General features: G+C 69.5%; 25 protein-coding genes, 1 tRNA gene and 1 pseudogene. 12 read left to right on the top strand and 15 right to left on the bottom strand.

The window, feature by feature from the left end; translation table 11 throughout:
- Positions 1 to 40: 40 nt before the first annotated feature.
- The 5 genes and pseudogenes from AB0M80_RS14090 (at position 41) to AB0M80_RS14110 (ending at position 2,994) form a co-directional block, all read left to right on the top strand.
- Complete coding sequence (locus AB0M80_RS14090; protein ID WP_364563715.1) at positions 41 to 1,144, top strand: globin domain-containing protein; 1,104 nt, start codon at positions 41 to 43, stop codon at positions 1,142 to 1,144.
- A gap of 1 nt (position 1,145) precedes the next feature.
- Positions 1,146 to 1,322 (top strand): annotated as a pseudogene (locus tag AB0M80_RS14095) (dienelactone hydrolase family protein); the annotation flags it as partial.
- A 66-nt stretch (positions 1,323 to 1,388) separates the two neighbouring features.
- Complete coding sequence (locus AB0M80_RS14100; protein ID WP_364563553.1) at positions 1,389 to 1,556, top strand: hypothetical protein; 168 nt, start codon at positions 1,389 to 1,391, stop codon at positions 1,554 to 1,556.
- A 146-nt stretch (positions 1,557 to 1,702) separates the two neighbouring features.
- A complete protein-coding gene (locus tag AB0M80_RS14105; RefSeq protein ID WP_364563556.1) occupies positions 1,703 to 2,458 on the top strand; it encodes a lytic polysaccharide monooxygenase in 756 nt (251 codons plus the stop codon).
- Positions 2,455 to 2,994: a DUF305 domain-containing protein gene (locus tag AB0M80_RS14110; RefSeq protein WP_364563559.1), complete on the top strand. Its 540-nt coding sequence runs from the start codon at positions 2,455 to 2,457 to the stop codon at positions 2,992 to 2,994. Before AB0M80_RS14105 ends, AB0M80_RS14110 begins: the two co-directional genes overlap by 4 nt.
- Before the next feature lie 179 nt (positions 2,995 to 3,173).
- On the opposite strand, the gene AB0M80_RS14115 is transcribed toward AB0M80_RS14110, so the two are convergent.
- The 7 genes from AB0M80_RS14115 to AB0M80_RS14145 form a co-directional block, all read right to left on the bottom strand.
- Entirely contained in the window at positions 3,174 to 3,599 is a 426-nt protein-coding gene (locus tag AB0M80_RS14115) for a helix-turn-helix transcriptional regulator (RefSeq protein ID WP_208630211.1), read from the bottom strand.
- Positions 3,600 to 3,604: 5 nt separating this feature from the next.
- Positions 3,605 to 4,777, bottom strand: coding sequence for a molecular chaperone DnaJ (gene dnaJ / locus AB0M80_RS14120; RefSeq protein WP_364563563.1), 1,173 nt, complete (start codon positions 4,775 to 4,777; stop codon positions 3,605 to 3,607).
- 35 nt (positions 4,778 to 4,812) lie between these two features.
- Positions 4,813 to 5,520, bottom strand: a complete 708-nt coding sequence (gene grpE / locus AB0M80_RS14125; protein WP_364563566.1) for a nucleotide exchange factor GrpE — start codon at positions 5,518 to 5,520, stop codon at positions 4,813 to 4,815.
- Entirely contained in the window at positions 5,517 to 7,391 is a 1,875-nt protein-coding gene (gene dnaK, locus AB0M80_RS14130; RefSeq protein ID WP_364563569.1) for a molecular chaperone DnaK, read from the bottom strand. The genes grpE and dnaK overlap by 4 nt, the downstream gene beginning before the upstream one ends.
- A 255-nt stretch (positions 7,392 to 7,646) precedes the next feature.
- A complete protein-coding gene (locus AB0M80_RS14135) occupies positions 7,647 to 8,555 on the bottom strand; it encodes an alpha/beta hydrolase (protein ID WP_364563572.1) in 909 nt (302 codons plus the stop codon).
- 67 nt (positions 8,556 to 8,622) lie between these two features.
- Positions 8,623 to 8,856 carry a hypothetical protein gene (locus tag AB0M80_RS14140; RefSeq protein WP_364563575.1) on the bottom strand — a complete coding sequence of 78 codons (234 nt, stop codon included), beginning with the start codon at positions 8,854 to 8,856 and terminating at the stop codon, positions 8,623 to 8,625.
- A gap of 28 nt (positions 8,857 to 8,884) precedes the next feature.
- Positions 8,885 to 9,655, bottom strand: coding sequence for a DUF4097 family beta strand repeat-containing protein (locus AB0M80_RS14145; protein ID WP_364563578.1), 771 nt, complete (start codon positions 9,653 to 9,655; stop codon positions 8,885 to 8,887).
- A 174-nt stretch (positions 9,656 to 9,829) separates the two neighbouring features.
- Here AB0M80_RS14145 and AB0M80_RS14150 point away from each other — a divergent pair, with 174 nt between their 5' ends.
- The gene (locus AB0M80_RS14150) at positions 9,830 to 10,363 is read left to right on the top strand and encodes a YbhB/YbcL family Raf kinase inhibitor-like protein (protein WP_364563581.1); all 534 of its coding nucleotides are present in this window, start codon (positions 9,830 to 9,832) and stop codon (positions 10,361 to 10,363) included.
- Between the two features lie 86 nt (positions 10,364 to 10,449).
- Here the strand turns inward: AB0M80_RS14150 and AB0M80_RS14155 are convergent, their stop codons facing one another.
- Both AB0M80_RS14155 and AB0M80_RS14160 read right to left on the bottom strand, forming a co-directional pair.
- Complete coding sequence (locus AB0M80_RS14155) at positions 10,450 to 10,884, bottom strand: GNAT family N-acetyltransferase (RefSeq protein ID WP_364563583.1); 435 nt, start codon at positions 10,882 to 10,884, stop codon at positions 10,450 to 10,452.
- Positions 10,885 to 10,905: 21 nt separating this feature from the next.
- The gene (locus tag AB0M80_RS14160; RefSeq protein ID WP_364563718.1) at positions 10,906 to 11,466 is read right to left on the bottom strand and encodes a TetR family transcriptional regulator; all 561 of its coding nucleotides are present in this window, start codon (positions 11,464 to 11,466) and stop codon (positions 10,906 to 10,908) included.
- A 156-nt stretch (positions 11,467 to 11,622) separates the two neighbouring features.
- On the opposite strand from AB0M80_RS14160, the gene AB0M80_RS14165 reads away from it, so the two are divergent.
- The 3 genes from AB0M80_RS14165 (at position 11,623) to AB0M80_RS14175 (ending at position 15,641) form a co-directional block, all read left to right on the top strand.
- On the top strand, positions 11,623 to 13,836 hold the full coding sequence (locus tag AB0M80_RS14165) for a (Fe-S)-binding protein (RefSeq protein ID WP_364563586.1): 2,214 nt from the start codon (positions 11,623 to 11,625) through the stop codon (positions 13,834 to 13,836).
- 330 nt (positions 13,837 to 14,166) lie between these two features.
- The gene (locus AB0M80_RS14170) at positions 14,167 to 14,619 is read left to right on the top strand and encodes a DUF742 domain-containing protein (RefSeq protein ID WP_364563588.1); all 453 of its coding nucleotides are present in this window, start codon (positions 14,167 to 14,169) and stop codon (positions 14,617 to 14,619) included.
- A gap of 17 nt (positions 14,620 to 14,636) precedes the next feature.
- The gene (locus AB0M80_RS14175) at positions 14,637 to 15,641 is read left to right on the top strand and encodes a cation diffusion facilitator family transporter (protein WP_364563591.1); all 1,005 of its coding nucleotides are present in this window, start codon (positions 14,637 to 14,639) and stop codon (positions 15,639 to 15,641) included.
- Between the two features lie 10 nt (positions 15,642 to 15,651).
- Here the strand turns inward: AB0M80_RS14175 and AB0M80_RS14180 are convergent, their stop codons facing one another.
- The gene (locus AB0M80_RS14180; RefSeq protein ID WP_364563721.1) at positions 15,652 to 16,350 is read right to left on the bottom strand and encodes a CAP domain-containing protein; all 699 of its coding nucleotides are present in this window, start codon (positions 16,348 to 16,350) and stop codon (positions 15,652 to 15,654) included.
- 185 nt (positions 16,351 to 16,535) lie between these two features.
- Positions 16,536 to 17,006: a MarR family transcriptional regulator gene (locus AB0M80_RS14185; protein WP_364563594.1), complete on the bottom strand. Its 471-nt coding sequence runs from the start codon at positions 17,004 to 17,006 to the stop codon at positions 16,536 to 16,538.
- A 73-nt stretch (positions 17,007 to 17,079) separates the two neighbouring features.
- Here AB0M80_RS14185 and AB0M80_RS14190 point away from each other — a divergent pair, with 73 nt between their 5' ends.
- Positions 17,080 to 18,273, top strand: coding sequence for an FAD-dependent monooxygenase (locus tag AB0M80_RS14190; RefSeq protein ID WP_364563596.1), 1,194 nt, complete (start codon positions 17,080 to 17,082; stop codon positions 18,271 to 18,273).
- An 11-nt stretch (positions 18,274 to 18,284) separates the two neighbouring features.
- Here the strand turns inward: AB0M80_RS14190 and dcd are convergent, their stop codons facing one another.
- Together dcd and AB0M80_RS14200 are read right to left on the bottom strand one after the other, a co-directional pair.
- A complete protein-coding gene (dcd, locus tag AB0M80_RS14195; protein WP_364563598.1) occupies positions 18,285 to 18,866 on the bottom strand; it encodes a dCTP deaminase in 582 nt (193 codons plus the stop codon).
- A 22-nt stretch (positions 18,867 to 18,888) separates the two neighbouring features.
- A complete protein-coding gene (locus AB0M80_RS14200) occupies positions 18,889 to 20,082 on the bottom strand; it encodes an oxygenase MpaB family protein (protein ID WP_364563601.1) in 1,194 nt (397 codons plus the stop codon).
- A 110-nt stretch (positions 20,083 to 20,192) separates the two neighbouring features.
- Between AB0M80_RS14200 and AB0M80_RS14205 the strand changes: the two genes are divergently transcribed.
- A tRNA-Gly gene (locus AB0M80_RS14205) sits at positions 20,193 to 20,263 on the top strand.
- Here AB0M80_RS14205 and AB0M80_RS14210 read toward each other — a convergent pair.
- Together AB0M80_RS14210 and AB0M80_RS14215 are read right to left on the bottom strand one after the other, a co-directional pair.
- A complete protein-coding gene (locus AB0M80_RS14210; RefSeq protein WP_364563604.1) occupies positions 20,255 to 21,484 on the bottom strand; it encodes a DUF6596 domain-containing protein in 1,230 nt (409 codons plus the stop codon). The two genes, AB0M80_RS14205 and AB0M80_RS14210, sit on opposite strands and share 9 nt — an antisense overlap.
- Positions 21,481 to 21,831, bottom strand: coding sequence for a YciI family protein (locus AB0M80_RS14215; protein ID WP_364563606.1), 351 nt, complete (start codon positions 21,829 to 21,831; stop codon positions 21,481 to 21,483). The genes AB0M80_RS14210 and AB0M80_RS14215 overlap by 4 nt, the downstream gene beginning before the upstream one ends.
- 118 nt (positions 21,832 to 21,949) lie before the next feature.
- Between AB0M80_RS14215 and AB0M80_RS14220 the strand changes: the two genes are divergently transcribed.
- On the top strand, positions 21,950 to 23,215 hold the full coding sequence (locus tag AB0M80_RS14220; RefSeq protein ID WP_364563609.1) for a cytochrome P450: 1,266 nt from the start codon (positions 21,950 to 21,952) through the stop codon (positions 23,213 to 23,215).
- Positions 23,216 to 23,251: the final 36 nt, after the last annotated feature.

A 23,251-nucleotide genomic window follows, 5' to 3' on the forward strand; every position in this document is an offset into this window, starting at 1 on the left:
GCCCGAAGCGCTTCCCGTTTCGGCTGCGGAAGGTCGCGAGCTGGCCCGGTTGATTCGTGAAAGTTTTGCGGAGATCGAGCCGAAAGCCGACGAACTGGCGCAGTACTTCTACGGCGCGTTGTTCGTGGTCGCGCCCGATTGCCGTGATCTGTTCCCGGCCACCATGGCGACGCAGCGGAGCAGGCTGCTGCGCGCCCTCGTGTACGTGGTGCAGATGGTCGACCGACCCGACGAGCTGGTCACCTTCCTCGGGCAGCTGGGCCGCGACCACCGGAAGTTCGCCGTCGTCGCCCGCCACTACGACGCCGTCGGGGTGGCGCTGATCGCCGCGCTGAAACGGTTCCTGAAGGAGAAATGGACCCTCGAGGTGGCGTCCGCGTGGACCGCGGCCTACGGGCTCATCGCCAAGACGATGCGCGAGGCCGCCCAGGCGGAGACGGGGCCGGCAGCGTGGGCGGCGACCGTGCTGGAGCACCGGAAGCTCACCCGCGACGTCGCAGTGGTGAAGGTGCGCACCGAAGGCCTCCTGCCCTATCGCGCCGGCGGGTACGTCAGCGTGGAAGTGCCGCAGCGACCCCGGTTCTGGCGGTACCTCTCCCCGGCGAACGCGCCTCGCGGCGACGGTCAGCTCACCTTCCACGTGCGCTCGGTGCCCGGCGGCTGGGTCAGCGGGAGCATCGTCAACCACACCAGGCCGGGGGACGTCTGGCGCCTCGGCCCGTCGATGGGCGTGCTGAACGTGCGCCCGACCACGACGAAGCGGCGGCTGCTCATGATCGGCGGCGGAACCGGGATCACGCCGCTGCTGGCGATCATCGACGACCTTTCGCGCTGGAAGCGGAACCCGCCCGTGCACCTGTTCTTCGGGGGCCGGAGACCGGAGGACCTGTACGCGCTGGACGACCTGCGCCGGCTCGCCGCGACGTCGAAGTGGCTGACGGTCACCCCGGTCACCGAGGAAGGCGCGCTGGCCGGCGGCGACCGCGGCACGCTCGCCCACGCCGTGACCCAGCGCGGCGCGTGGCAGCACCACGACGTCCTCGTTTCCGGCTCGCCGCCGATGCTCCAGGCGACCGTCGCGAAGCTGCTGGCCAGGGGGATCGACCTGGAACGAATATCCTACGACCCCTTCACCCTGGACTGAGATTCGTCCGGAATGCGCTGAGGAACTCTCCGCGTCGGGCGCGGAACCGGCGCGTGCTCGCTACCTTCGCCAGGACACGAAGAACATCACCGACCGGTTCGCCCGCGAAGGATATCTCGCGCTCAGCCCGGACCTGTATTCGCGCGGCGGCGTGTTCCGCTGCGTGCGCCGGGGTTCTCGGACATGTTCGCCCACCGCGGCCGGGCGTTCGACGACATCGAGGCGTCCCGCGCGCTCCTGGCCGGTGCGTGGCGCCGCGTTCGCCAACAAGGTCGACACCGTGGCGCCGGTGAACCTGCTGCTCAAGGTGGTCGGCTTCACCTACCACCACGAGGCGGCCGAAGACGCGTGGCGCCGAGTGACCTCTTTCTTCGGCGAACACCTGCAGCAGCCGGCCCGACCTTCGCACTGAACCGAGCGGAGCAGCGGTTCTGGCGAACGGCGGTAGTTCGTTGACCGTTGTGCCCGAATCGTCTTATGGTCTAGACCACATCTTCCCCGGATGTGCTCGTTCGTCCTCCCCTTCGGAACAACGCTGTTCCCCCTCGAGGAGCCGAAATGACCTGGAAAAGAACGTTCTTCGCGGCCGCTGCCGGAGCCTTGCTCGCGCCGGTGCTGGTCGTCGTCCTCCCCGCCACCTCCGCGAGCGCCCACGGTTACGTGTCCGATCCGCCCAGCCGGCAGGCCAACTGCGCGGCCGGGAAGGTCTCCGGCTGCGGCCAGATCGTCTACGAACCGCAGAGCGTCGAGGGTCCGAAGGGCCTGCGCAGCTGCAACGCCGGCCTGGGCCAGTTCGCCGAGCTGACCGACGAGTCGAAGCCGTGGCCCGCCAAGTCGGTCGGCACCACGGTGACGTTCAACTGGGTGTTCACCGCCCGGCACTCGACGTCGAACTACGAGTACTACGTCGGCAACACCCGCGTCGCGGTGTTCAGCGGCAACAACCAGCAGCCCCCGCCGACGTTGTCGCACACGGTGAACCTGGCCGGCTATTCGGGCCGGGTGAAGGTGCTGGCGATCTGGAACATCTCCGACACGGCCAACGCGTTCTACAGCTGCGTCGACCTCCAGATCGGCGGTGGCGGCACCCCGCCGCCGACCACCACGCCGCCCCCGACCACGACCCGGCCGCCCACCACGACCCCGCCCCCGACGACCACGCCGCCCGCGGGTGGAACGTGGTCGGCGGGCACGGCGTACAAGGTGGGCGACGTGGTGACGTACGGCGGCGCGAGCTACCGCTGCATCCAGCCGCACACGGCCATCGCGGGCTGGGAACCGCCGAACACGCCGGCCCTCTGGCAGCGCCAGTGAGGCTGGTCCTGGCCGTCGTCGCGCTGCTGCTGACCGGATGCGGCAGCGGCGCGACGGCGGCCGCGCGGGAGTACAACCCGGCCGACGTGATGTTCCTGCAGATGCTGATCCCGCAGAACCGGCAGGGCATCGAGATCGCCGGGCTGGCCGCGGACCGTCCGGTGCCGGCCTCCCTGAAGGAGCTGGCCGCGGCGATCGAGGTGACGCAGCAGACCGAGATCGAGGACATGCGCCGCTGGCTCCACGACTGGCACCAGCCCGAGGCGATGGACGCGAACCCCCAGGCCCACGCCGGCCACGGCGGCATGAAGATGACGGCGCCGGACTTGGTGGGAGCGCTTCGGACGGCGCCGGACAGCGAGTTCACCCGCCGGTTCCTGGACGTGCTGACGGGCCAGCAGCAGGGCGCGGTCGAGCTGGCCCAGGCGGAGAACGGGACGAACGGCGGAGTCAACACACCGGCCCGCGACCTGGCCCGCCGGGTCATCGAGTCCCGGACGGCCGAGGTCAAGCAGCTGTTGAACGTCAAGACGTGACCCGCGGTGCGAGGCCGCGAGCAGCCGGGAGGGACTGCTCGCGGCCGTCCCGGGGTCGAACCCGGTCGGCGGGTGCCGCAGGGTCACGTCGGCCCGCGCGGAGCAGCGCCGCGGCGTGCCCCTTCCTCACGCACGAAGGCCTCCCCGGTCGCCCGAGGAGGCCTTCGTCGCTTCGGTGGTCAGCGGCGCTTGGGGCGCCACACCACCAACGCCGTCTGCTGGTTGAGCGGGACCAGATCCCGGCGGTACGACGCGTGCGCCGCCGCCGTGGCCTGTTCCGCCGCAACGTACGCCGCGGCCAGTTCCTCGGTCAGCTCGGTGATCCGGGCGCGGAGCGCGTCGACCTGGTTCTCCAGCTCGATGATGCGCTTGATGCCCGCCAGGTTGACGCCGTCCTCCTGGGAAAGGCGCTGGACCTCGCGCAGCAGCGCGATGTCCCGCATCGAGTAGCGCCGCCCGCCGCCGGGGGTGCGGCCCGGGGATACCAGGCCCTGCCGGTCGTAGGTGCGCAACGTCTGCGCGTGCATCCCGGCGAGCTGGGCCGCCACCGAGATGACGAACACCGGGGTCTCCTCGTCGCCTTCCTGCGGTATCCCGCCGAACATCACACTCACCTACCTTGCAGCAGCTCGGTGATCTCGGGCCGGGGGTCGTGCCCGGCCATCGCCTCGGCGTACGCCTGCAGTGCCTCGCGCGCCTTGTCGTCCAGTTTGGCGGGAATCGCCGCCTGCAAGGTGACGAGCAGATCACCTTGCGAACCGTCGCGCTTGGCGATGCCCTTGCCACGCACGCGCAGCACCCGTCCGCTCGCGGTACCCGGCGGCACCTTGAGCGAGACCTTGCCCTCCAGCGTCGGCACCGTGATCGTGGTGCCGAGCGTCAGTTCGGTGAAGTCCACCGGCACGGTGATCGTCAGGTCGAGCCCCTTGCGCCCGAACAGCGCGTGCGGGGCCACGTGCACCCGGACGTACAGATCGCCCGCCTGCGCACCGCCCCGGCCCGGCTCGCCCTGGCCGGCCAGCCGGATCCGCTGGTCGTCGTCGACACCCGGCGGGATCCGGACGGTCAGCGTGCGGGTCCGCGTGCTGATGCCTTCGCCGCCGCACTCCGGGCACGGGTCGTCGATGATCGTCCCGCGGCCACGGCAGTCGCGGCACGGCTCCGAGAACGCGAACGCGCCCTGGCTGCGGCTGACCAGCCCCGAACCGGAACAGGTCGGGCAGGTCCGCGGCGACGTGCCCGGCCGCGCACCGTTGCCGCTGCACGTCGCACAGGTCGCCGGGCTCGACAGCCGCAGCGGCAGGGTTGCGCCCTTGACCGCCTCGGTGAAGTCGATCCGGACGTCCGTCTCGACGTCGGCGCCGCGCTGCGGCCGGTTCGCCGTCGCGCCCGCCGACGCCCGGCCACGACCGAAGATCCCACCGAGGATGTCGCCGAGCCCGCCGAAGCCGCCCTGCTGACCGGCGCCGGCCTGGCCGAAGATGTCGCCCACGTCGAAGCTGCCGGTGCCGCCGCCACCCGGGAAGTTGAAGCCACCCGCGCCGCCGCCGAACAGCCGCCGCGCCTCGTCGTACTCCTTGCGCTTGGCCGCGTCGGACAGCACGCCGTAGGCCTCGGAGACCGCCTTGAACTTCTGCTCCGCCTGCGCGTTGCCGGCGTTCGCGTCCGGGTGGTTCTCCTTGGCCAGCTTCCGGTAGGCCTTCTTGATCTCGTCCGCGGTGGCGTCGGAGGAGACGCCCAGTTCACGGTAGAAGTCCTTACCGATCCATTCCCGTGCACTCATCGGGCGTCTCCTCCTCCCACTTGAAGCGGATGTGCTTACTGCTGCTGTTCATCGACTCCGCCGCCGAGTGGCAGCTCGCCACCGACGGACGGGTCCACCGAGTCCGCGCCGGGCTCGTGGTCGGTCACGCCGACCAGCGCCGCCCGCAGTACGCGGTCTCCGAAGCGGTACCCGCGGCGCATGACCACGGTGACCGTCGGGCCCGCCACGTCCGGCGAGGTGTTGTGCTGCACGGCCTCGTGCACGCTCGGGTCGAAGGGCTCGCCCTCGGCGCCGAACGACTCCAGGCCCGCGCGCTGCAGGCCGCTGATCAGCTTGTCGCCGACCGCCTTGAACGCCCCGGTGAGGTCACCGTGCTGCTCGGCCCGCTCGAGGTCGTCGAGCAGCGGCAGCAGGTCGTTCACCACGGTCGCCTTCGCGCCGATGACGACCGCCTCGCGGTCGCGCTCGACCCGCTTGCGGTAGTTGGCGTACTCGGCCTGCAGGCGCTGGAGGTCGGCCGTGCGCTCGGACAGCTCTTTCTCCACGTCGGAAACGACCGACACCGAGTCGTCCATGATGGTGTCGCCGAGCGAGGGGCCCGCGTGCTCCACCGGCGCCTCCTCCGGCTCCGGCGCGGCGTGGGCCGGACCGGGCGGGCGGACCTGCCCGGTCTGGGGGTCCACCCGACGCCGGTCCCGTACGACCACCGGCTCCTCGGGGCCTCGGCCCTGGTTCTCGGATTCGTCGTAGCTGTGGGTCACTTCTTCTCGTCCTCTTCGACGATCTCGGCATCCACCACGTCATCGGCCTTGGCCTGGCCGCCGGCCGCACCGGCGTCCCCGGCCGCACCCGCACCCGCGCCACCGGCCGCACCGGCCGCCGCGTCGGCGTTCGCGTTGGCGTACAGGGCGGTGCCCAGCTCCTGCGAAGCGGCGTTCAGCTTCTCGATCGACTCGCGGATCTTGGTCGAGTCGGTGCCCTTCAGCGCCTCGTTGGCCTCGTCGATCGCGGACTTGACCTTGCCCTTGAGGTCCTCGGGCAGCTTGTCGTCGTTGTCCTTGACGAACTTCTCGGTCTGGTAGACCAGCGTCTCCGCCTGGTTGCGGGTTTCCGCCTCCTCGCGGCGCTTCTTGTCCTCCTCGGCGTGGGCCTCGGCGTCCTTGACCATGCGCTCGATGTCGTCCTTCGGCAGCGCGGAGCCACCGGTGATCGTCATCGACTGCTCCTTGTTCGTGCCCAGATCCTTCGCGGTCACGTGCACGATGCCGTTGGCGTCGATGTCGAAGGTGACCTCGATCTGCGGCACGCCGCGCGGCGCCGGCGGGAGACCGGTCAGCTCGAACATGCCGAGCTTCTTGTTGTGCGCGGCGATCTCGCGCTCACCCTGGAACACCTGGATCTGCACCGACGGCTGGTTGTCGTCCGCGGTGGAGAAGATCTCCGAGCGCTTGGTCGGGATCGTGGTGTTGCGCTCGATGAGCTTGGTGAACACGCCGCCCTTGGTCTCGATGCCGAGCGACAGCGGGGTGACGTCCAGCAGCAGGACGTCCTTGACCTCGCCCTTCAGGACACCGGCCTGCAGCGCCGCGCCGACCGCGACGACCTCGTCCGGGTTCACGCCCTTGTTCGGCTCGCGGCCGCCGGTCAGCTCCTTGACCAGGTCCGACACGGCCGGCATGCGGGTGGAGCCACCGACGAGCACGACGTGGTCGATGTCGCCGACGGCGATGCCCGCGTCCCGGATGACGTTGTTGAACGGGTTGCGGGTGCGCTCGAGGAGGTCCGCGGTGATCTTCTGGAACTCGGCGCGCGAGAGCTGCTCGTCGAGGAACAGCGGGTTCTTGTCCGCGTCCACGGTGATGTAGGGCAGGTTGATGCTGGCCGAGTTCGAGCTGGACAGCTCGATCTTCGCCTTCTCCGCCGCCTCGCGGATGCGCTGCAGCGCCATCTTGTCCTTGGTCAGGTCGATGCCGTTCGTGGCCTTGAACTTGTCGACCAGCCACTTGACGATGCGCTCGTCCCAGTCGTCCCCACCGAGGTGGTTGTCACCGGAGGTCGCGCGGACCTCGACGACGCCCTCGCCGATCTCCAGCAGCGAGACGTCGAAGGTGCCACCACCGAGGTCGAAGACCAGGATGGTCTGCTCCTTCTCGCCCTTGTCCAGGCCGTACGCCAGCGCGGCGGCGGTCGGCTCGTTGACGATGCGGAGCACGTTCAGGCCGGCGATCTGCCCGGCCTCCTTCGTGGCCTGCCGCTGCGCGTCCTCGAAGTACGCGGGAACGGTGATGACCGCGTCGGTGATCGTCTCGCCCAGGTACGCCTCGGCGTCGCGCTTCAGCTTCATCAGCACGCGCGCGCTGATCTCCTGGGAGGTGTAGTTCTTCCCGTCGATCTCGGTCTTCCAGTCGGTGCCGATGTGCCGCTTCACGGACCGGATCGTCCGGTCGACGTTCGTCACGGCCTGGTTCTTCGCCGGCTGACCGGTCAGCACTTCACCGTTCTTGGCGAAGGCGACGATCGAGGGGGTGGTCCGGGAGCCTTCCGAGTTGGCGATGACCGTCGGCTCGCCGCCCTCTAGGACGGCGACGACCGAGTTGGTCGTGCCGAGGTCGATGCCGACCGCTCGCGCCATGGTGCTTTCCTCCTGTGTCAGCAGCTCGCTGCTATGGTTCGTGACCTGCACATTCGTCCCCACATTGAGCGGGGCCCTGGCAAGTTCTATCCGGCCTTCGCGCCCTCGTCAAGCCAGACTTGAGTCGGCTGCGCTCAACCTTTGCATCCAGCCTAACGACCCGGTTCGGGTTCTTGTTCCCGGGGCGGGTGGCTGACCGGGTCCCGATCCTCTGTGACGCCGCTCACGGTCGATCCGGGCCCCGACGTGGCCGGTTCACCGACAGACCGCCCCGCGGGCCGGAGGCACACCGCTGACCAGGTACGCCACCTCGGCCGCCCGCGCGCAGGCGGAGTTGAACGGCCCGGTGTGGCCGTCGTCGGTGCGGGTGAGCAGGGCCGCGCCGTCGATGCTCGTGGCCAGGCTGCGGGCCCAGGCCAGCGGCGTCGCCGGGTCGTGCGCGCCGCCCACGACGAGGATCGGCGGGGCGCCGTGCACGGGGTGGGGCTGGGGTGGGTTCTTCGCCGGGACGGGCCAGCCGGTGCACCCGCTGGTGAAGTCCCAGTACTCCGAATACCGCCAGCTGTGCGGCGCCACCGCGCGGACCAGCCCGGCCAGCAAGCCCATGTCCGCCGGTCCGGTGAACGGCGACGGGAAGTCGTGGCAGCCGATCGCCCGGTAGGCCCCGTAGATCGGGGACCGGAACTGGTTCCGTTCGGTCAGCCCCTTGGCGTCCGGGAACTCCCCACCGGCGGCGGCCAGCGCCGTCCCCAGCGCCGGCCACTCGTCCCGGATGTAGAGGTGGTTGTAGACGCCCGCCGAGACCTCGTCGGCCGTCGCCTTGCGGCCCAGGTCGCTCGACCAGATCGCGCCCCGGGCCGCCCTGGCCACCACGTCGTCGTAGAAGCGGAGAACGTCCTGGCCGTGCAGGGCGCAGCCGGCCGAGCGGCGGCACCAGTCCGCGAACCGGACCAGCGCGTCCTCGGTGGCCGCGGCTTCCTCGACGATCGCCTGGCGCAGTGGCCGCGCGCGGTCGATCGGCACGTCGACCGTCGTGCACTCCGCCGACGGCTCCTGCTGCGTGGCGCACGGGCGCCACGACAAAGCCGACGCTTCGGCGACGGCCGGTACCGCCGCCATGATCAAGACCGCCGCGACAAGCGCGACGACCCGGCGCACGTCCATGATGTGTTGCCTCCCCCTGCACGCCGGCCTTCGGCGTGCTTCCTTCCTAACAGCGACCACCGACAACTCAGGAGCGGCGGACGGTCCAGGAGGAGAAGAAGAAATCCGGGTTTCCTTGCCGTACAACGACTTCAGCCGGAACGCCGACCCATGAAGTCACTCGATAGTGGGAATCCGCGGTGACCGGCACCCCCTGCGCCGGGGTTTCCGCCGGCTCGCCCCGCGCGAAGCCCACGGCACCGAACATCGCGACCGCCCCCAGCAGCGCGGCAACCAGCACGCGCCGTTCGATCCTGCCCATCGGAAATTCCCCCGTAGTAAGAGAAAGGTCAGGCCGCGCGGACCGTGACGCTGCCGCTTTCGGTGTTCAGGTCCAGCACGTGCCGGGCCGACCCCTCGGTCTGGACGTCGATCTCGCGGTGGCCGCTGTCGCTGCCGCCCTCCACGCGGTACGGCCCACCCGGCACGGTCAGCTCGATGCTGCCGCTGTCGGCGTGCACCTTCACGTCGTTCGCCTGGGTCAGCGTGAACTCGACGCTGCCGCTGGAGGCCGTCACGTCGACCGGCCCGCGCACGTCGTTGCCGGTGATGCTGCCGGAGTCGCTCTGCAGCTGGACCGCACCGACGTTCCGCAGATCGATCGAACCGCTGTCCAGCCGCAGCTTCACCGCGCCGGGAACGTCTTCGACGCGGGCTTCCCCGGAGTCGGACTGGACGTCCACACTCGACACTCCGGCGATGTCCAGTGCGCCGGAGTCGACCTTCCCCGTGACGGGCACCCCTTCGGGCACGACGACCTCGAAGTCGACCGAACAGTTCGTGCCGCACGAGGCGAGCACCAGCTGGTCGCCGTCGACGCGGTAGAAGGGCCCGTCCGGCTTGCTCCGCCAGTGGTAGCTGACTTCTTCGTGTACCGTCGACGGCCCCGAGCCGGTGCGGATCTTCACCGAACCCGAGTCGCCCGCCAGCTTCACGCTGCGGATGGTCTCCGAAACGGTGCCGGTGTGCTCGAAGTCCGAACCCCAGCCCCACCCGAGCGCGGTCGCCAGGCCGACGCCGATCAGGACGATGCCACCCAGAGCCAGAAGCGGGCGCGCCATGCTCGTTGATCCCCTCAGTGTTGTTTCCTCTGCGTGAGAAACGTTATGACGGGGTGAACGGGCGGTACATGGGGGTAACCCCCCGAAAGACCCTGAGATCCCTCCCTGAGAAGCCGGGGAGGTGCTCGGGGCCTAACCTGGCGCAAGTCTCCAGTTCCGTGATCAGGAGGATCCATGCCGCAAGCACCCGGTCCGTACGAATCCCTGCCCGACGTGCCGTCGTTCACCCTCCGCAGCAACGACGTCGCCGACGGCGAAACCCTGGCCACGCCCCATTTGTCCGGCATCTTCGGCGCCGGCGGCGAGGACCGTTCGCCGCACCTGGCGTGGGAGGGCTTCCCGGCGGAGACGAAGAGCTTCGCGGTCACCTGCTACGACCCGGACGCTCCGACGGGCAGCGGGTTCTGGCACTGGGCGGTGTTCAACATCCCGGCTTCGGTGACGGAGCTGGCTTCCGGCGCGGGAGACGGCTCCGGCCTCCCCGAAGGCGCGGTGACGCTGAAGGGTGACGGCGGGGTCAAGCAGTTCCTCGGCGCCGCGCCGCCGCCCGGGCACGGCCCGCACCGCTACTACTTCGCGGTGCACGCACTGGACGTCGACCAGCTGGAGGTGCCGGAGGACGCGACGCCGGCGTTCCTCGGCTTCAACATGTTCGGCCACACCCTGGCCCGCGCCGTGATCACGCCGGTGTACGAGAACAAGGGCTGAGTTCTTCCGGCCAGGCCCGGCGCCGTTGCGGACAGGCAACGGAGCCGGGCCCGTACTCGCCGGACCCCGGCGTGGGACGCCTTCCTTCAGCGCACGTACACCGCGTTGGGGCCCTCACGCTCCAGGTAGTGGCCCTTGGTGTGCTCGGCGAACCCGAACTGCCGGTACAGCCCGTGCGCGTCGACGGTGTGGAGCATCCAGCGGAAGCCGGCGCCCGGGCCGTTGTCGACCATCTCCCGCACGATCTCCTTGCCGAGACCGCTGCCGCGCGCGGAGCCGACGACGAAGACGTCGGCCAGGTACGCGGACGAAACGCCGTCCGAGAACGCCCGCGCGAAGCCGACCTGCTCACCGCCCCGGTAGGCGCCGATGACCCGCCACGAACCGTCGATCGCGGCCTCGACCTGCTCGCGCGTGCGCCAGCGGCCCCAGTAGGCCTCGGTGGAGAGGAACTTCCACACCACGTCGAGGTCCAGCCGCGTCCGGTCGTCGTCGAGTTCGTAGCCGCCAAAAGTCCGCATGATCCGAAACTAGGACCAGCGTCAACGCGGTTTCAGCAAGTAGTCCACCACCGGGCGCAGCTCCTCCGCCGACGGCGCCTCGTCGTCGATCAGGCCCTGGATCAGCAGCCCGTCGATGCCCGCGAGGAACACCCGGAACGCCACTTCGTCGTCGTGGCGGACCATCGACGTCAGCACGTCCAGCCAGCGCCGCGCGGCCGGGCGCAGCTCCGGCTTCCGCGCCGCCAGCAGGTACAGCTCGTACTCCGCCATCGTGCGCCCGCGCCGCGGGCCCAGGGCCTCGGCGAGCAGTCCCGCGACCTCCTCGGCCCCGCGTGAGCCGCGGGCGCGGGCCCGGTCGATCATCCAGTAGACCTCGGTCGCCATGTCGCGGGCGCACGAGATGAGCGTCGCGACCAGCAGGTCGTCCAGCGACGAGAAGTGGTAGGTCGTGGACGTCGTCGGCACGCCGGCCTCGGCCGCGACCGTCCGGTGGGTGACGCCCGCGACGCCGTCGCGCTCGATGATCCGCAGCGTGGCCGCGATGAGCTCGGTGCGCCGCTTCTGTCCCCGCGCCTTCCGGCCGTCCACTTGCAGCTTCACCATGGGGTGAAAACTACCTGAACGATCGTCCCAAAACAAAGAGCGATGTACACCACATCGGAGGGACTTAGGGCCACTCAACAGGTTACTCATCAGTAAGGACGGTTAGTCTCCCGGCACCACCACAGTTCGATCCGGACGAAAGGCACCCGAACGATGGGCGCTCTGCAACTGACGCTCGGCGGGATCTCCGTCGTGCTCGGCCTCGTCGCCTGGGGCATGTTCGCCGCGACGATCGCGCGTTTCGTGCGCGTCATCCGTCTCGGGCAGCCCGACTCGACGCGCAACGGCCCGTTCTGGCCGCGCATGAAGACGCTGATCAAGGAGTTCGCCGGGCACACGCGGATGAACCGCAAGTGCAGCGTCGGGCCCGCGCACTGGCTGGTGATGTGGGGCTTCCTGCTCGGCTCGCTCGCGCTGTTCGAGGCCTACGGCGAGGTCTTCGTGCCGACGTGGGGCTGGCCGGTCCTCGACGACTTCCCGCCGTTCCAGCTGCTCATGGAGCTGCTCGGGCTCGGCACGATCGTCGGTGTCCTGGTGCTGATGGCGATCCGGCAGCGCAACCACCCGCGCCGCGCCGACCGCCAGTCGCGCTTCGCCGGCTCCAACTTCAAGTGGGCGTACTTCGTCGAGGCCGTCGTCCTGATCGAAGGCATCGGCATCATCGGCGTCCGCGCCGCGAAGTCCGCGCTGAACACGCACGAAGGGCCGCTGTGGGCGTCCTTCGTCTCCAACCCGATCGGCCAGCTGCTGCCGGCCAGCCCGAACCTGGTGACGATCTTCGCGTTCGTCAAGCTGATGAGCGCCACGGTCTGGCTGATCGTCGTCGCCCGCACCATGACCATGGGCATCGCGTGGCACCGGTTCAGCGCGTTCTTCAACATCTACTTCAAGCGCGAGGACGACGGCGGCGTCGCCCTCGGCGCGCTCAAGCCGATGATGAGCGGCGGCAAGGTCCTCGACCTCGAGGAAGCCGACCCCGACGAGGACACCTTCGGCGTCGGCAAGATCGAAGACTTCAGCTGGAAGGGCTGGCTGGACTTCTCCACGTGCACCGAATGCGGCCGCTGCCAGGAGCAGTGCCCCGCGTGGAACACCGGCAAGCCGCTGTCGCCGAAGCTGGTCATCACGCAGTTGCGTGACCACGCCTACGCCAAGGCGCCGTACCTGATGGCCGGCGGCAAGCGGGACATGGCGGGCGACGAGGTGGGCCTCTCCGGCGACAACATGTACGCCGGGATCGACGTCCTCGCGATCGCCGAGTCGCAGAAGGCGCTGATCGGCAGTGACGGCGGCGTCATCGACCCCGACGTCCTGTGGTCCTGCACCAGCTGCGGCGCCTGCGTCGAGCAGTGCCCGGTCGACATCGAGCACGTCGACCACATCGTCGACATGCGCCGCTACCAGGTGATGATCGAATCGTCGTTCCCCAGCGAGCTGAACGGCATGTTCAAGAACCTGGAGAACAAGGGCAACCCGTGGGGCCAGAACGCCAAGGACCGGCTGGCCTGGACCGAGGACCTCGACTTCGAGGTGCCGGTGTTCGACGGCGACCTCGGCGACGCCGAGTACCTGTTCTGGGTCGGCTGTGCCGGCGCGTTCGAGGACCGCGCGAAGAAGACCACTCGCGCCGTCGCCGAGCTGCTGCACATGGCGGACGTCAAGTACACCGTGCTCGGCTCGGAGGAGACCTGCACCGGTGACCCGGCGCGCCGTGCGGGCAACGAGTTCCTGTTCCAGATGCTGGCCCAGCAGAACGTCGAGGTGCTGAACTCGGTGTTCGAGGGCCGCGAGCGGAAGGCCCGCAAGGTCGTCGTGACCTGCGCGCACTGCTTCAACACCCTCGCCAACGAATACCCGGAGCTGGGCGGCCAGTTCGACGTCGTGCACCACACGCAGCTGCTGAACCGCCTGGTGCGGGAGAAGCAGCTGGTGCCGGTGGCGCCGGTCGCCGAGGACGTCACCTACCACGACCCGTGCTACCTCGGCCGCCACAACAAGGTGTACGAAGCGCCGCGCGAGCTGGTCGGCGCGACCGGTGCGCGGCTGCGGGAGATGCCGCGGCACGGCGACAAGTCGATGTGCTGCGGCGCGGGCGGCGCGCGGATGTGGATGGAAGAGAAGATCGGCAAGCGGATCAACGTCGAGCGCGTCGACGAGGCGCTCGGGACCGCGCCGTCGAAGATCGCCACCGGGTGCCCGTTCTGCAAGGTGATGCTGAACGACGGCCTCACCGCGCGGCAGAGCGACGGCAGCGCGAACGAGAAGGTCGAGATCGTCGACGTCGCGCAGATGCTGCTGGAAGCGGTCAAGCGCAAGCCGGAACCGAAGCCGATTGCGCTCGGGGCGCCGTCGCTCACGGAGGAGTGACACCTTTCCCGAAAACGTACGGCCTCGGTCAGGACTTCCTGACCGAGGCCGTTTTCGTGATCCGCTCCGCAGGTAATTTACATTCACGTAGCCGGTTCACTACGAGACGTCACCGGTGCAGATCCCCTCGCCAGACCGCCCACACGCTGGCATTTCGTGGTGGTAATCGTTTTCCCGAAAGATGTTCATGATAATCACCGAAATGGCCCATCAGGCCAAGGACAAACGGCCACCTGAACTCTGGACAAGCGGCGTATCCTGGCCTTTCCTCGCCGCCGCCGTTGCCAGCGAGGGCACCTTTGACGATCACGGAAACAGGGGGCGGCACGGATGCGCGAGGACCGGCGGAGCACCACGACCGGGCGGCACGCTCTCCGCACTGTTCCGGACTACGCCGAGGATCAGCTCGCCGCGGAGCCCGGCGTCCCGGACCACGTACCCACCCAGCGCACCCTCGTGCGCCCGTACGTCCTCACGCGCGGCCGGACGCAGTCGCGGCGGCACCTCGCGATCGAAGCGCTCGTCTCCACCCGGGCCGGCGCGCACTGGAACGGCGCCCGGCTGACCGGTGAATTCCGCTCGGTGCGCTCGCTCTGCCACCAGCCGCGCTCGGTCGCCGAGGTCGCGGCCACGTTGAGCGTGCCGCTCGGCGTCGTCCGCGTGCTGCTGGACGACATGGCCGAGCAGGGCCTGGTGACCATCCACGACAGCCGGGCCGGCGCCGACGGCCGTCCCGCGATCGCGCTCATGGAACGCGTTCTGCACGGCCTGCGGCGTCTCTGACCATTACGCTCACCAGGGTGAGCGAGGAATCCGGGAAATCCGGTGGCGAAAGCACCCTGACCGTCCTGCTCGCCGGCGGGGTGAACCTGGCGATCGCCGTGATGAAGCTGATCGCGGGCATCATCACCGGCTCCGGCGCGATGCTGTCCGAAGCGGCGCACTCGGTGGCCGACACGATCACCGAGGTCCTGCTGCTGACCGCGCTGAAGCGCTCGGCACGGCCGGCCGACCGCGTGCACCCCTTCGGCTACGGCAAGGAGCGCTACTTCTGGTCGCTGCTCGCGGCCGTCTCGATCTTCGCCTCGGGCGCGATGTTCGCGCTCTACGAAGGCGTGTCGACCCTGTTCGGGCACGGCGAGGCGCAAAGCACGTCGTTGCTCAGCTACATCGTCCTGGCGGTGGCGTTCCTGCTCGAAAGCACGTCGTGGCTGCAGGCCGTCCGCCAGGTCGTCCGGGAGTCCAAGGCCGAGAACCAGTCGATGTGGACTTACCTGCGGCTGATCGACGACCCGGCGCCGAAGACGGTGCTGTTCGAGGACTCGGCCGCGCTGGTCGGCCTGCTGCTCGCGTTCGGCGGCATCGGGCTGCACCAGCTCACCGGCTCCGAGAGCTGGGACGGCATCGCGTCGATCGCCATCGGCCTGCTGCTCGCCTGCGTCGCCTACCTGCTCGGCCGCACCAACCGCGGTCTCCTCGTCGGGCGCCAGGCCGACCCGAGGCTGGTCCGCGGCATCCGCGACCACCTGACCGCCGCGGCGGAGATCGAGGCCGTCGTGGACCTGCAGACGATGCTGATGGGCACCGACCAGGTGCTGGTGTGCACCCGCGTCGACTTCGACGACTCGCTCGGCGCGGCGGATCTCGAACGCGCGTGCGTCCGGCTCGCCTCCGAGCTGACGGAGGCGTTCAACGACGTCACCGAGGTGTTCATCGAGCCGGTGCCGCGGTCGGACCCGGAACTGCGGGCAACGGTGCTGGCGCGCTACGGCGACATCGCCGAGCGGTGGAGCAAGAGCCAGTGACCCAATAGCCTCAGTACCCGAAATCCTGGACCCAGTACCAGCCCGCAGTGGTGACGCCGACGCCGATCTTCTTGAGCGAGCAGTTCAGGATGTTCGCGCGGTGGCCTTCCGACTTCATCCAGGAATCCATGACCTGCGCCGCGGAGGTCTGCCCCTTCGCGATGTTTTCCGCGCCCGGCTTCGGATAACCGGCAATCTTGATCCGCTGGTCGAACGTCGTGCCGTCGGGGCTGGTGTGGGAGAAGAAGTTCCCGGCCGACATTTGGTCGCTGTAATCCTGCGCGGCCTTCGTCACGTGCGATTCCTCGGTCAGCGGGTCGCAGCCGGCCTTCGCCCGCTCGTCGTTCACCAACGCGATGACCTGGGCCGTGGTCGAAGGCGCGACCCGGGCCGCGGCCTTGGTGCTCGGCGGCGGAGCTTCGGACGTCGTCGGTTGCGGCGATGACGTCTCAGTCGGCGCGGGCGCCTCACTGGACGTCGTCGGAGCGGGGGCCGAGCTCGAGGGCGCGGCAGGCTGACCGGAGGCGGTGGTCTGGACCTGACCGCCGGCGAGGTCGGTTCCGCTGCCACCGCCGGCTCCGGCGGGCGCGTTGGGCAGGACCAGCGCCGCGGCGCCGAACTCAGCGGTGTTTCCTTCGGCGGTGGCCATCCAGGTGCCCGCAGCGGCGGAGAAAACGCCGAGCAGCACACTGAGTGACACCATCACCACGCGAGCACGTTCACCAATGGGGGACACGGCGCAGGAACGTATCACGGGACGATTACAGCGAGAACCCTGCGCACGCACCGGTCACATTTATTCGGGGCACCTTGTCGGTGAGCGGGTCCGCATTCCGCGGCAATCGGACGCTTCCGCGTTACTCCATTCAGCCCTGAAAGAAATCGTCGCCGACCTCACTTGTCCGTGGAACCGGTCAGCTTCACGGTCGATTCGTGGGTGAGCGCGGTCGCGGCCTCGACGAACCCGATGACCGTCCGGAGCTCGTCGTCGGTGTAGCGGTCGCAGAGCTCGTGCATGCCCTTGACCAGGTGGTCCCACAGGTGCACGCCGCTCGCGACGGCCTGCAGGTCCAGCGCGATGAGGATCTTGCGCCGGTCGTCCGGGTGCCGCTCGCGGTTGACGATGCCCTTGCGCTCCAGCCGGTCGATCATCGCCGTCACCGACGCGGGCGCGAGCCCGGAGAGCCGCGCGAGGTCCTTCGGCGTCTGCGGCCCGAACCGCGCGAGGTAGTCCAGGACCTTGCTCTCCACCGCCGACAGCCCCCGCGTCTCCGAGATCGCGGTGTGGAACATGACCGTCTCCGTCGACAGCTCCCGCGACCTGAGCAGGACTTCCTCGACGAGTTTCGTTCGCTCGCTTGACACGGCGACCAGCCTAGCCCACTCTTTAGTTCGACAGAACGAATTACTTTCTAAGACATTCGAGGGGTCGAACGACATGACACGGGCATTGATCATCGGGGGCGGCGTCGCGGGCACGATCACGGCCATCGCCCTGCACGAAGCCGGGCACGAGCCGCTGCTGTTCGAGGCGTACGACCGCAGCGCCGAAGGCGTCGGCGCGTTCCTGACGCTGGCGGTCAACGGCCTGGACGCCCTGCTGCCGCTGGGCCTGAAGGACGTGGTCCGGAGCGCCGGCTTCGACTCGCCGCGGATGTCGATCGGGCTCGGCAACGGCACCCGGCTCGCCGAATTCCCCCTGGGCGACACCCTCCCGGACGGCACGGTGAGCCAGACCGTGCTGCGCTCCGACCTGTACGTCGCGTTGCGCGACGAGGCCGCGCGGCGCGGCATCCACGTCGAGTACGGCAAGCGCCTGATCGGCGCGAGCCAAACGGACACCCACGTCAGAGCGGATTTCTCGGACGGCTCGCACGCGGAGGGCGACCTCCTGATCGGCGCCGACGGCCTCCGCTCCCGGGTCCGCACGATCATCGACCCGGACGCGCCGTCACCGCGGTACGTCCCGCTGCTGAACACCGGCGGGTTCGCCGAAGGACTGGACCTGCCCGACGAGCCGGGCGTGCTGAACATGGCGTTCGGCAAGCGCGTGTTCTTCTGCCACGTCGTCAGCCCGGACGGCCGCGTCTGGTGGTTCGCGAACCCGGCCCGCAAGACCGAGCCGACCGCGGCCGAGCTGGCCACGCTCGCCGGGGAGAAGCTGCGCGCCGAGCTCCTGCACCTGGTGGCCCGCGACCGGACGCCGGCCACCGAAATCATCCGCGCGACACGGGAGATCTACCCGGCCTGGCCGACGTACGACTTCCCGACGGTCCCGGTCTGGCACCGCGGCCGCATGGTGATCATCGGCGACGCGGCGCACGCGACGTCACCGGCGGCGGGCCAGGGCGCCTCGATGGCCATCGAGGACGCCGTCACACTGGGCAAATGCCTTCGCGACGTGCCCGGCATCTCCCGAGCGCTCGTCGCGTACGAGGGTCTGCGTCGCGAGCGCGTCGAAGCCGTCGTCGCGGCCGGCAAGCGCAACGGGGACACCAAAGTCATCGGCCCGGTCGGACGCGTCGTCCGTGACTTCTTCATCAAGCGGGCGTTCTCGAAGCCGTCCGACGAGGACCCGAACGCCTTCATGTGGAACCACCACATCGACTGGGACGAGAAGGTCGCGGCTTAGCGCCCGAGGTACTACCGCCAGGTGTCGACGCGGTGGAAGTTCTTGTACGCCCGGCTCGGGGTCGGGCCGCGCTGGCCCTGGTAGCGGGACCCGGCTTCGCTGGAGCCGTACGGGTGCTCGGCCGCGCTCGACAGGCGGAAGATGCACAGCTGGCCGATCTTCATACCGGGCCAGAGCGTGATCGGCAGGTTGGCGACGTTCGACAGCTCCAGGGTGATGTGCCCGGAGAAGCCGGGATCGATGAACCCGGCGGTCGAGTGCGTGAGCAGCCCCAGGCGCCCCAGCGACGACTTGCCCTCGAGCCGGCCGGCCAGGTCGTCGGCCAGGGCGACGAGCTCGAACGTCGAACCGAGCACGAACTCGCCGGGGTGCAGCACGAAGGGCTCGTCACCCTCCTTCTCGACCAGCGAGGTCAGCTCGTCCTGCTGCAGCTGCGGATCGATGTGCGTGTACTTGCTGTTGTCGAAGACGCGGAAGAACCGGTCGAGCCGGACGTCGATGCTGGACGGCTGGACCATGCCGGCATCGAAGGGGTCGATGCCGAGCCGGCCGGCGTCGAGCTCTTTGCGGAGGTCACGGTCACTGAGCAGCACGGCCGAAGCCTATCCGGTCGGGTCAGGCCGCCCGCATGTGCTGCGCGTACGTCGTATCGGGCGCGAAAATCTTCTCGAGCCGCTTCACGTAGCCGCGGCGCCCGGCCTCGCCGATCCGTTCCTGCAGTGCGGTGGCGCCGGGAATGAACCGCCGCACGGTCTCGGCGGCGAAGTTGACCCCGGCCACGGCGATGATCGCGGCCTGCGCGACCGGGTCGTTCGGCAAGCCGAGGAAGTCGGCGTTGGTCTTGCCCAGCACGAGCCGGCTGATCGACGAGTGCACGGCGACGGAGACGTGCGAAAGCACCTTTCCGACGGCCCCGCGCCCCTCGCCGACGGCGGCGTTGGCCTCGATCAGCGACTTGGCGAGGCGCTTCGAGTCGTCGTCGGGGATGAACTCGGTCGCCGCGAGCAGCCACAGCAGGCGCCAGGCGTCCTCTTCGCCGGTGGGCAGCAGCTCGTCGTCGACGCCCATGAGCCAGCCGATGTAGCGCCAGAGGTGCAGGATGTCGCCGCGTTCGCGGGCGGAGTAGCGGAGGCCGAGCAACTGCGTGCCGAAGACGTAGACGAGCGAGAAGAGCAGGAGCGTCCCGGCGGTCTGCACCTGGTTGACGGGCCGGTCCCAGGCCTCGTAGTCCCAGTCGTCCCGCCGGTTCATGGCGGCGCGCACGTGGGCGTGCACGACCCGGATCCGGAGCGCGGAGGCGTAGCCCTGTTCCCCGTGCTCGAGGGCACCGGGGGTGGTGACGTCGATCCACCAGGCGGCCGTCTCGACGAGCCGTCTCGTGGCCTTGTACTCGATCTCCCCGGTTCCGACCAGCGATTTCGTGGCGCGCGAGGCGAGGTAGCCGCCCATCAGCGACATGTCCCCGAGCGGGAAGAGGCCCAGCAGACCGGCGCGGGTGATGGCTTTCGCGCCCCGCTCGAGCCGCTCGTCGTCGACCCAGTAGGGCTTGGCGTCGACCTGGTCGAAGAAGTCCTTGAGCGGCCCGGGCACGTCGACGCCGTTCTTCAGCGCGTCCTCGAAGAGTCGGCGGCCGTGCCCCTTCGGCTGCTGCGCCATCCAGGCGACGACGTCGTCCGCGAGCCGGTCCTGGACCTGGGCGAACTCCCGCAGGCGCGCGACCTGCCGCTCGTCACCCCGGATGTCACCGTCGATGAACAGCCGCTGCGCCAGCCGGAACCCGCCTTGCCGGAACAGCTCGGGCTCGTCCATGGCACCCACCTCCGGAGTCGACAACAAGTGTTGTCACTTGACGCGCGGGAGTCAAGGAGGGAGGGTCCTGGACAAGGGGATCACGTTGCCGTGTATGCTGGCGACGTACTGCGGATGTAGTTCAATGGTAGAACATCAGCTTCCCAAGCTGAATACGCGGGTTCGATTCCCGTCATCCGCTCTCCGTGAAACCCCGGGCATTCTGTCCGGGGTTTTCGCTTTCTATTCTGGCTCGCAAATGATCGGCGTGCGCGGTGGGCAAACCGGTTTCCACGGCGCGGTCCAGCGCCTCGGTGGCCGACGGGGAACCCAAGCGGTGCAACAACTCCGCCCTCGACGCGTGCCACCACGGGTATCCCGTCAACCCCGGTAATCCGTCCACCAGCGCCAAAGCCGCCGCCGGGCCGTCCCGTTCGGCCACCGCCGCCGCGCGGTTCAGGCGCACCACGGCCGTGTCCTGGACCGTCAACAGCACGTCGTACCAGGAGATCACCGCGTCCCAGTTCGTCTCCTCGTACGTCGGTGCCAAATCGTGGCAGGCCGCTATCGCCGCCTGGACCACGTACGCGTTCGGCGTCGACGGTGTCCGGCGCAGACCTCGGCCGACCAGCTCCACGCCTTCCTTGATCAGCGACGCGTCCCACCGCGAACGGTCCTGCGAAGAGAGCAACACCGGCGCGCCGGACGCGTCGAACCGGGCAGCGCGGCGGGCGTCCTGCAGCAACACCAGAGCCAGCAGTCCCAGCGCCGTCGGCTCGTCCGGCATCAGGGAAGCCAGCAAGCGCGCCAGACGGACGGCCTCCGCGAGCAACGAGACGCGGCCCGTGTACCCCTCGTTGAAGATCAGGTACACCGTCGACGCCACGCCGGCCAGGCGCGACGGCAGCTCCTCCGCCGACGGCACCCGGTACGGGATGCGAGCCGTGGCGATCTTCTGCTTCGCGCGCGTCAGCCGCTTCGCCATCGTGGCTTCGGGCACCAGCAGGCCGCGGGCGACCTCCGCGGTCGACAAACCGCCCAATGTCCGAAGCGCCAAAGCCACCTGGGCATCCAGGGACAACGCCGGATGACAACACGTGAAGACCAGCCGCAGCAGGTCGTCGCGGACCGAGACCGGGTCCGGATACGGGTCGACCGCGGGCATCGCGACGGCCTCCTTTCCGAGCCGCTTCGCCTCGCGCCGGACCACGTCCACCGCGCGGTGGCGGGCCGCGACCAGCAGCCAGCCGCGGGGGTTGCCGGGGACGCCGTCGCGCGGCCACGTCTCCAGTGCGCGCACGACGGCGTCCTGGACCGCGTCTTCGGCCAGGTCGACGCTGCCGGTGACGCGGACCAGCGTGGCCAGTACCCGGGTGCCCTCGTCCCGGACCAGCCGCGCGACCGCGTCCCCGGCGTGCGTCACTTGCCGAAGTCGACGACCGGCCGGACCTCGATGGCGCCGTCCCACGCACCCGGGATCCGCGCCGCTACCTTGACGGCTTCGTCGAGGTCGGCGCACTCGAGGAGGTAGAAGCCGGTGAGGGCTTCCTTCGTCTCCGCGTACGGGCCGTCGGTGGTGACGATGTCGCCGCCCTTGCCGCCGGTGACGCGGACCGTCGTCGCGGTCGCCGTCGGGTACAGCGCCGCGCCGCCGCGGATCACCGCCCGCGCCCCCGCGCCGAACTCGTCGTAGTCCTTCATCATGTCCGTGGCCTCGGGCGCGGTCGGGTCGACGTCGGAGGCGTAGATGATCGCGGCGTACTGGGGCATGAGGTGCTCCTCACAGGTCCTGACCGGCGCGGATCGCCGGTTCTCACTGTAAGGACGAACGGGCGAAGGCGCGCCTGGACACTTGTCTCGAAGAAAGTCCGGCGGGCAGGGTGAACGCATGGGAGAGCCCGCGCTATTCGGTCCGGACTTCGATCGCGACCCCTCACCCGCCTACGCCTGGCTGCGCGAACGACCGCCGCACCGGCTCGGCTTCCCGACCGGCACCTGGGCCTGGCTGATCACGCGGTACGACGACGCCGTGACGGCGCTCAACCACCCCGCCCTGGTCAAGAGCCCCTTCGCCGGCAACGAAGAGTGGCAGTGCTCGGGCATGGGCCTGCCGCTCGACCACCGCCCGTCGCTCGCGTCGCACATGATCAACGCCGATCCGCCCGAGCACACCCGGTTGCGGCGCGCCTGCGCCGGCGCTTTCGGCCCACGCCGGATGCAGAACCTGCGCGAGCGCGCCCAGCAGGTGACCGACGAGCTGATCGACGCCGTCGAAGCACGCGGGCACGGCGATCTCGTCACCGATCTCGCCTATCCGCTCCCGATCGCGATCATCTGTGACCTGCTCGGCGTGCCCGAGCGGTACCGCGAAGACGTGCACGAGTGGTCGCTCGTCATCGACTCCGCCGACGACACCGATGGCTCGAAGGTCCGTGAAGCCACCGACGTGCTGGAACGGCTGGTCACGGAGGTCGTCGAGGCCAAGCGCGCGGTGCGGGGCTACGACCTGATCAGCGACCTCGTCGCACAGGAGGCCGTGGGCACGCTCTCCGCGGACGAGGTGACGTCGACGGCCTTCCTGATCCTGATCGGCGGCCACGAGACGACCGTCGGGCTGATCGCGACCGGCGCGCTCGCGCTGCTGACCCATCCCGGCGAAGCAGCAAAAGCGAGAACCGACCGCGCTCACCGCGCCGCCGTCATCGAGGAGACGCTGCGGCTGCATGCGCCGCTGCAGAACGCGACCTGGCGATTCCCCACCGAAGACGTCGAGATCGGCGGCCGGCTCATGCGGCCGGGTGACCCGATCCTCGTGTCGGTGCTGGCCGCCGACCGGGATCCCGCGGTCTTCGAAGAACCGGACGCCTTCCGGCCGGGACAGCGGGCAGCCGAGCGTCGGCACATCGCGTTCGGCGCCGGACCGCATCTGTGCATCGGCGCGGCCCTGGCCCGGCTGCAGGCCGACGTCGCCTTCGAGACCCTGCTCCGACGTCTCCCGGGCGCACGGCTCGCCGTCTCCGAAGCAGACCTGGTCTGGTGGCCGAGCCCGATCACGCGTGGGCTCTTCCACTTGCCGGTGTCCGGACGGCGGGGACCTAGGTGTGATGTCCAGGGACGTTGTTCCGGGTTGGGCGGTGACGGCCTGTCGTGCTGACAGGTGAAGGCCTCCGGTTGTGAAGTGGAGCTGTCT

This window comes from Amycolatopsis sp. NPDC051045 (assembly GCF_040682955.1).
Taxonomy (GTDB): Bacteria; Actinomycetota; Actinomycetes; order Mycobacteriales; family Pseudonocardiaceae; genus Amycolatopsis.

Bases quoted from the DNA above. Each gene is read 5' to 3' on its own strand.
- AB0M80_RS14105 (WP_364563556.1), top strand. From the start codon at position 1,703: ATGACCTGGAAAAGAACGTTCTTCGCGGCCGCTGCCGGAGCCTTGCTC.
- AB0M80_RS14115 (WP_208630211.1), bottom strand. From the start codon at position 3,599: ATGTTCGGCGGGATACCGCAGGAAGGCGACGAGGAGACCCCGGTGTTC.
- dnaJ (WP_364563563.1), bottom strand. From the start codon at position 4,777: ATGAGTGCACGGGAATGGATCGGTAAGGACTTCTACCGTGAACTGGGC.
- dnaK (WP_364563569.1), bottom strand. From the start codon at position 7,391: ATGGCGCGAGCGGTCGGCATCGACCTCGGCACGACCAACTCGGTCGTC.
- AB0M80_RS14135 (WP_364563572.1), bottom strand. From the start codon at position 8,555: ATGGACGTGCGCCGGGTCGTCGCGCTTGTCGCGGCGGTCTTGATCATG.
- AB0M80_RS14140 (WP_364563575.1), bottom strand. From the start codon at position 8,856: ATGGGCAGGATCGAACGGCGCGTGCTGGTTGCCGCGCTGCTGGGGGCG.
- AB0M80_RS14145 (WP_364563578.1), bottom strand. From the start codon at position 9,655: ATGGCGCGCCCGCTTCTGGCTCTGGGTGGCATCGTCCTGATCGGCGTC.
- AB0M80_RS14150 (WP_364563581.1), top strand. From the start codon at position 9,830: ATGCCGCAAGCACCCGGTCCGTACGAATCCCTGCCCGACGTGCCGTCG.
- AB0M80_RS14155 (WP_364563583.1), bottom strand. From the start codon at position 10,884: ATGCGGACTTTTGGCGGCTACGAACTCGACGACGACCGGACGCGGCTG.
- AB0M80_RS14165 (WP_364563586.1), top strand. From the start codon at position 11,623: ATGGGCGCTCTGCAACTGACGCTCGGCGGGATCTCCGTCGTGCTCGGC.
- AB0M80_RS14170 (WP_364563588.1), top strand. From the start codon at position 14,167: ATGCGCGAGGACCGGCGGAGCACCACGACCGGGCGGCACGCTCTCCGC.
- AB0M80_RS14190 (WP_364563596.1), top strand. From the start codon at position 17,080: ATGACACGGGCATTGATCATCGGGGGCGGCGTCGCGGGCACGATCACG.
- AB0M80_RS14200 (WP_364563601.1), bottom strand. From the start codon at position 20,082: ATGGACGAGCCCGAGCTGTTCCGGCAAGGCGGGTTCCGGCTGGCGCAG.
- AB0M80_RS14215 (WP_364563606.1), bottom strand. From the start codon at position 21,831: ATGCCCCAGTACGCCGCGATCATCTACGCCTCCGACGTCGACCCGACC.
- AB0M80_RS14220 (WP_364563609.1), top strand. From the start codon at position 21,950: ATGGGAGAGCCCGCGCTATTCGGTCCGGACTTCGATCGCGACCCCTCA.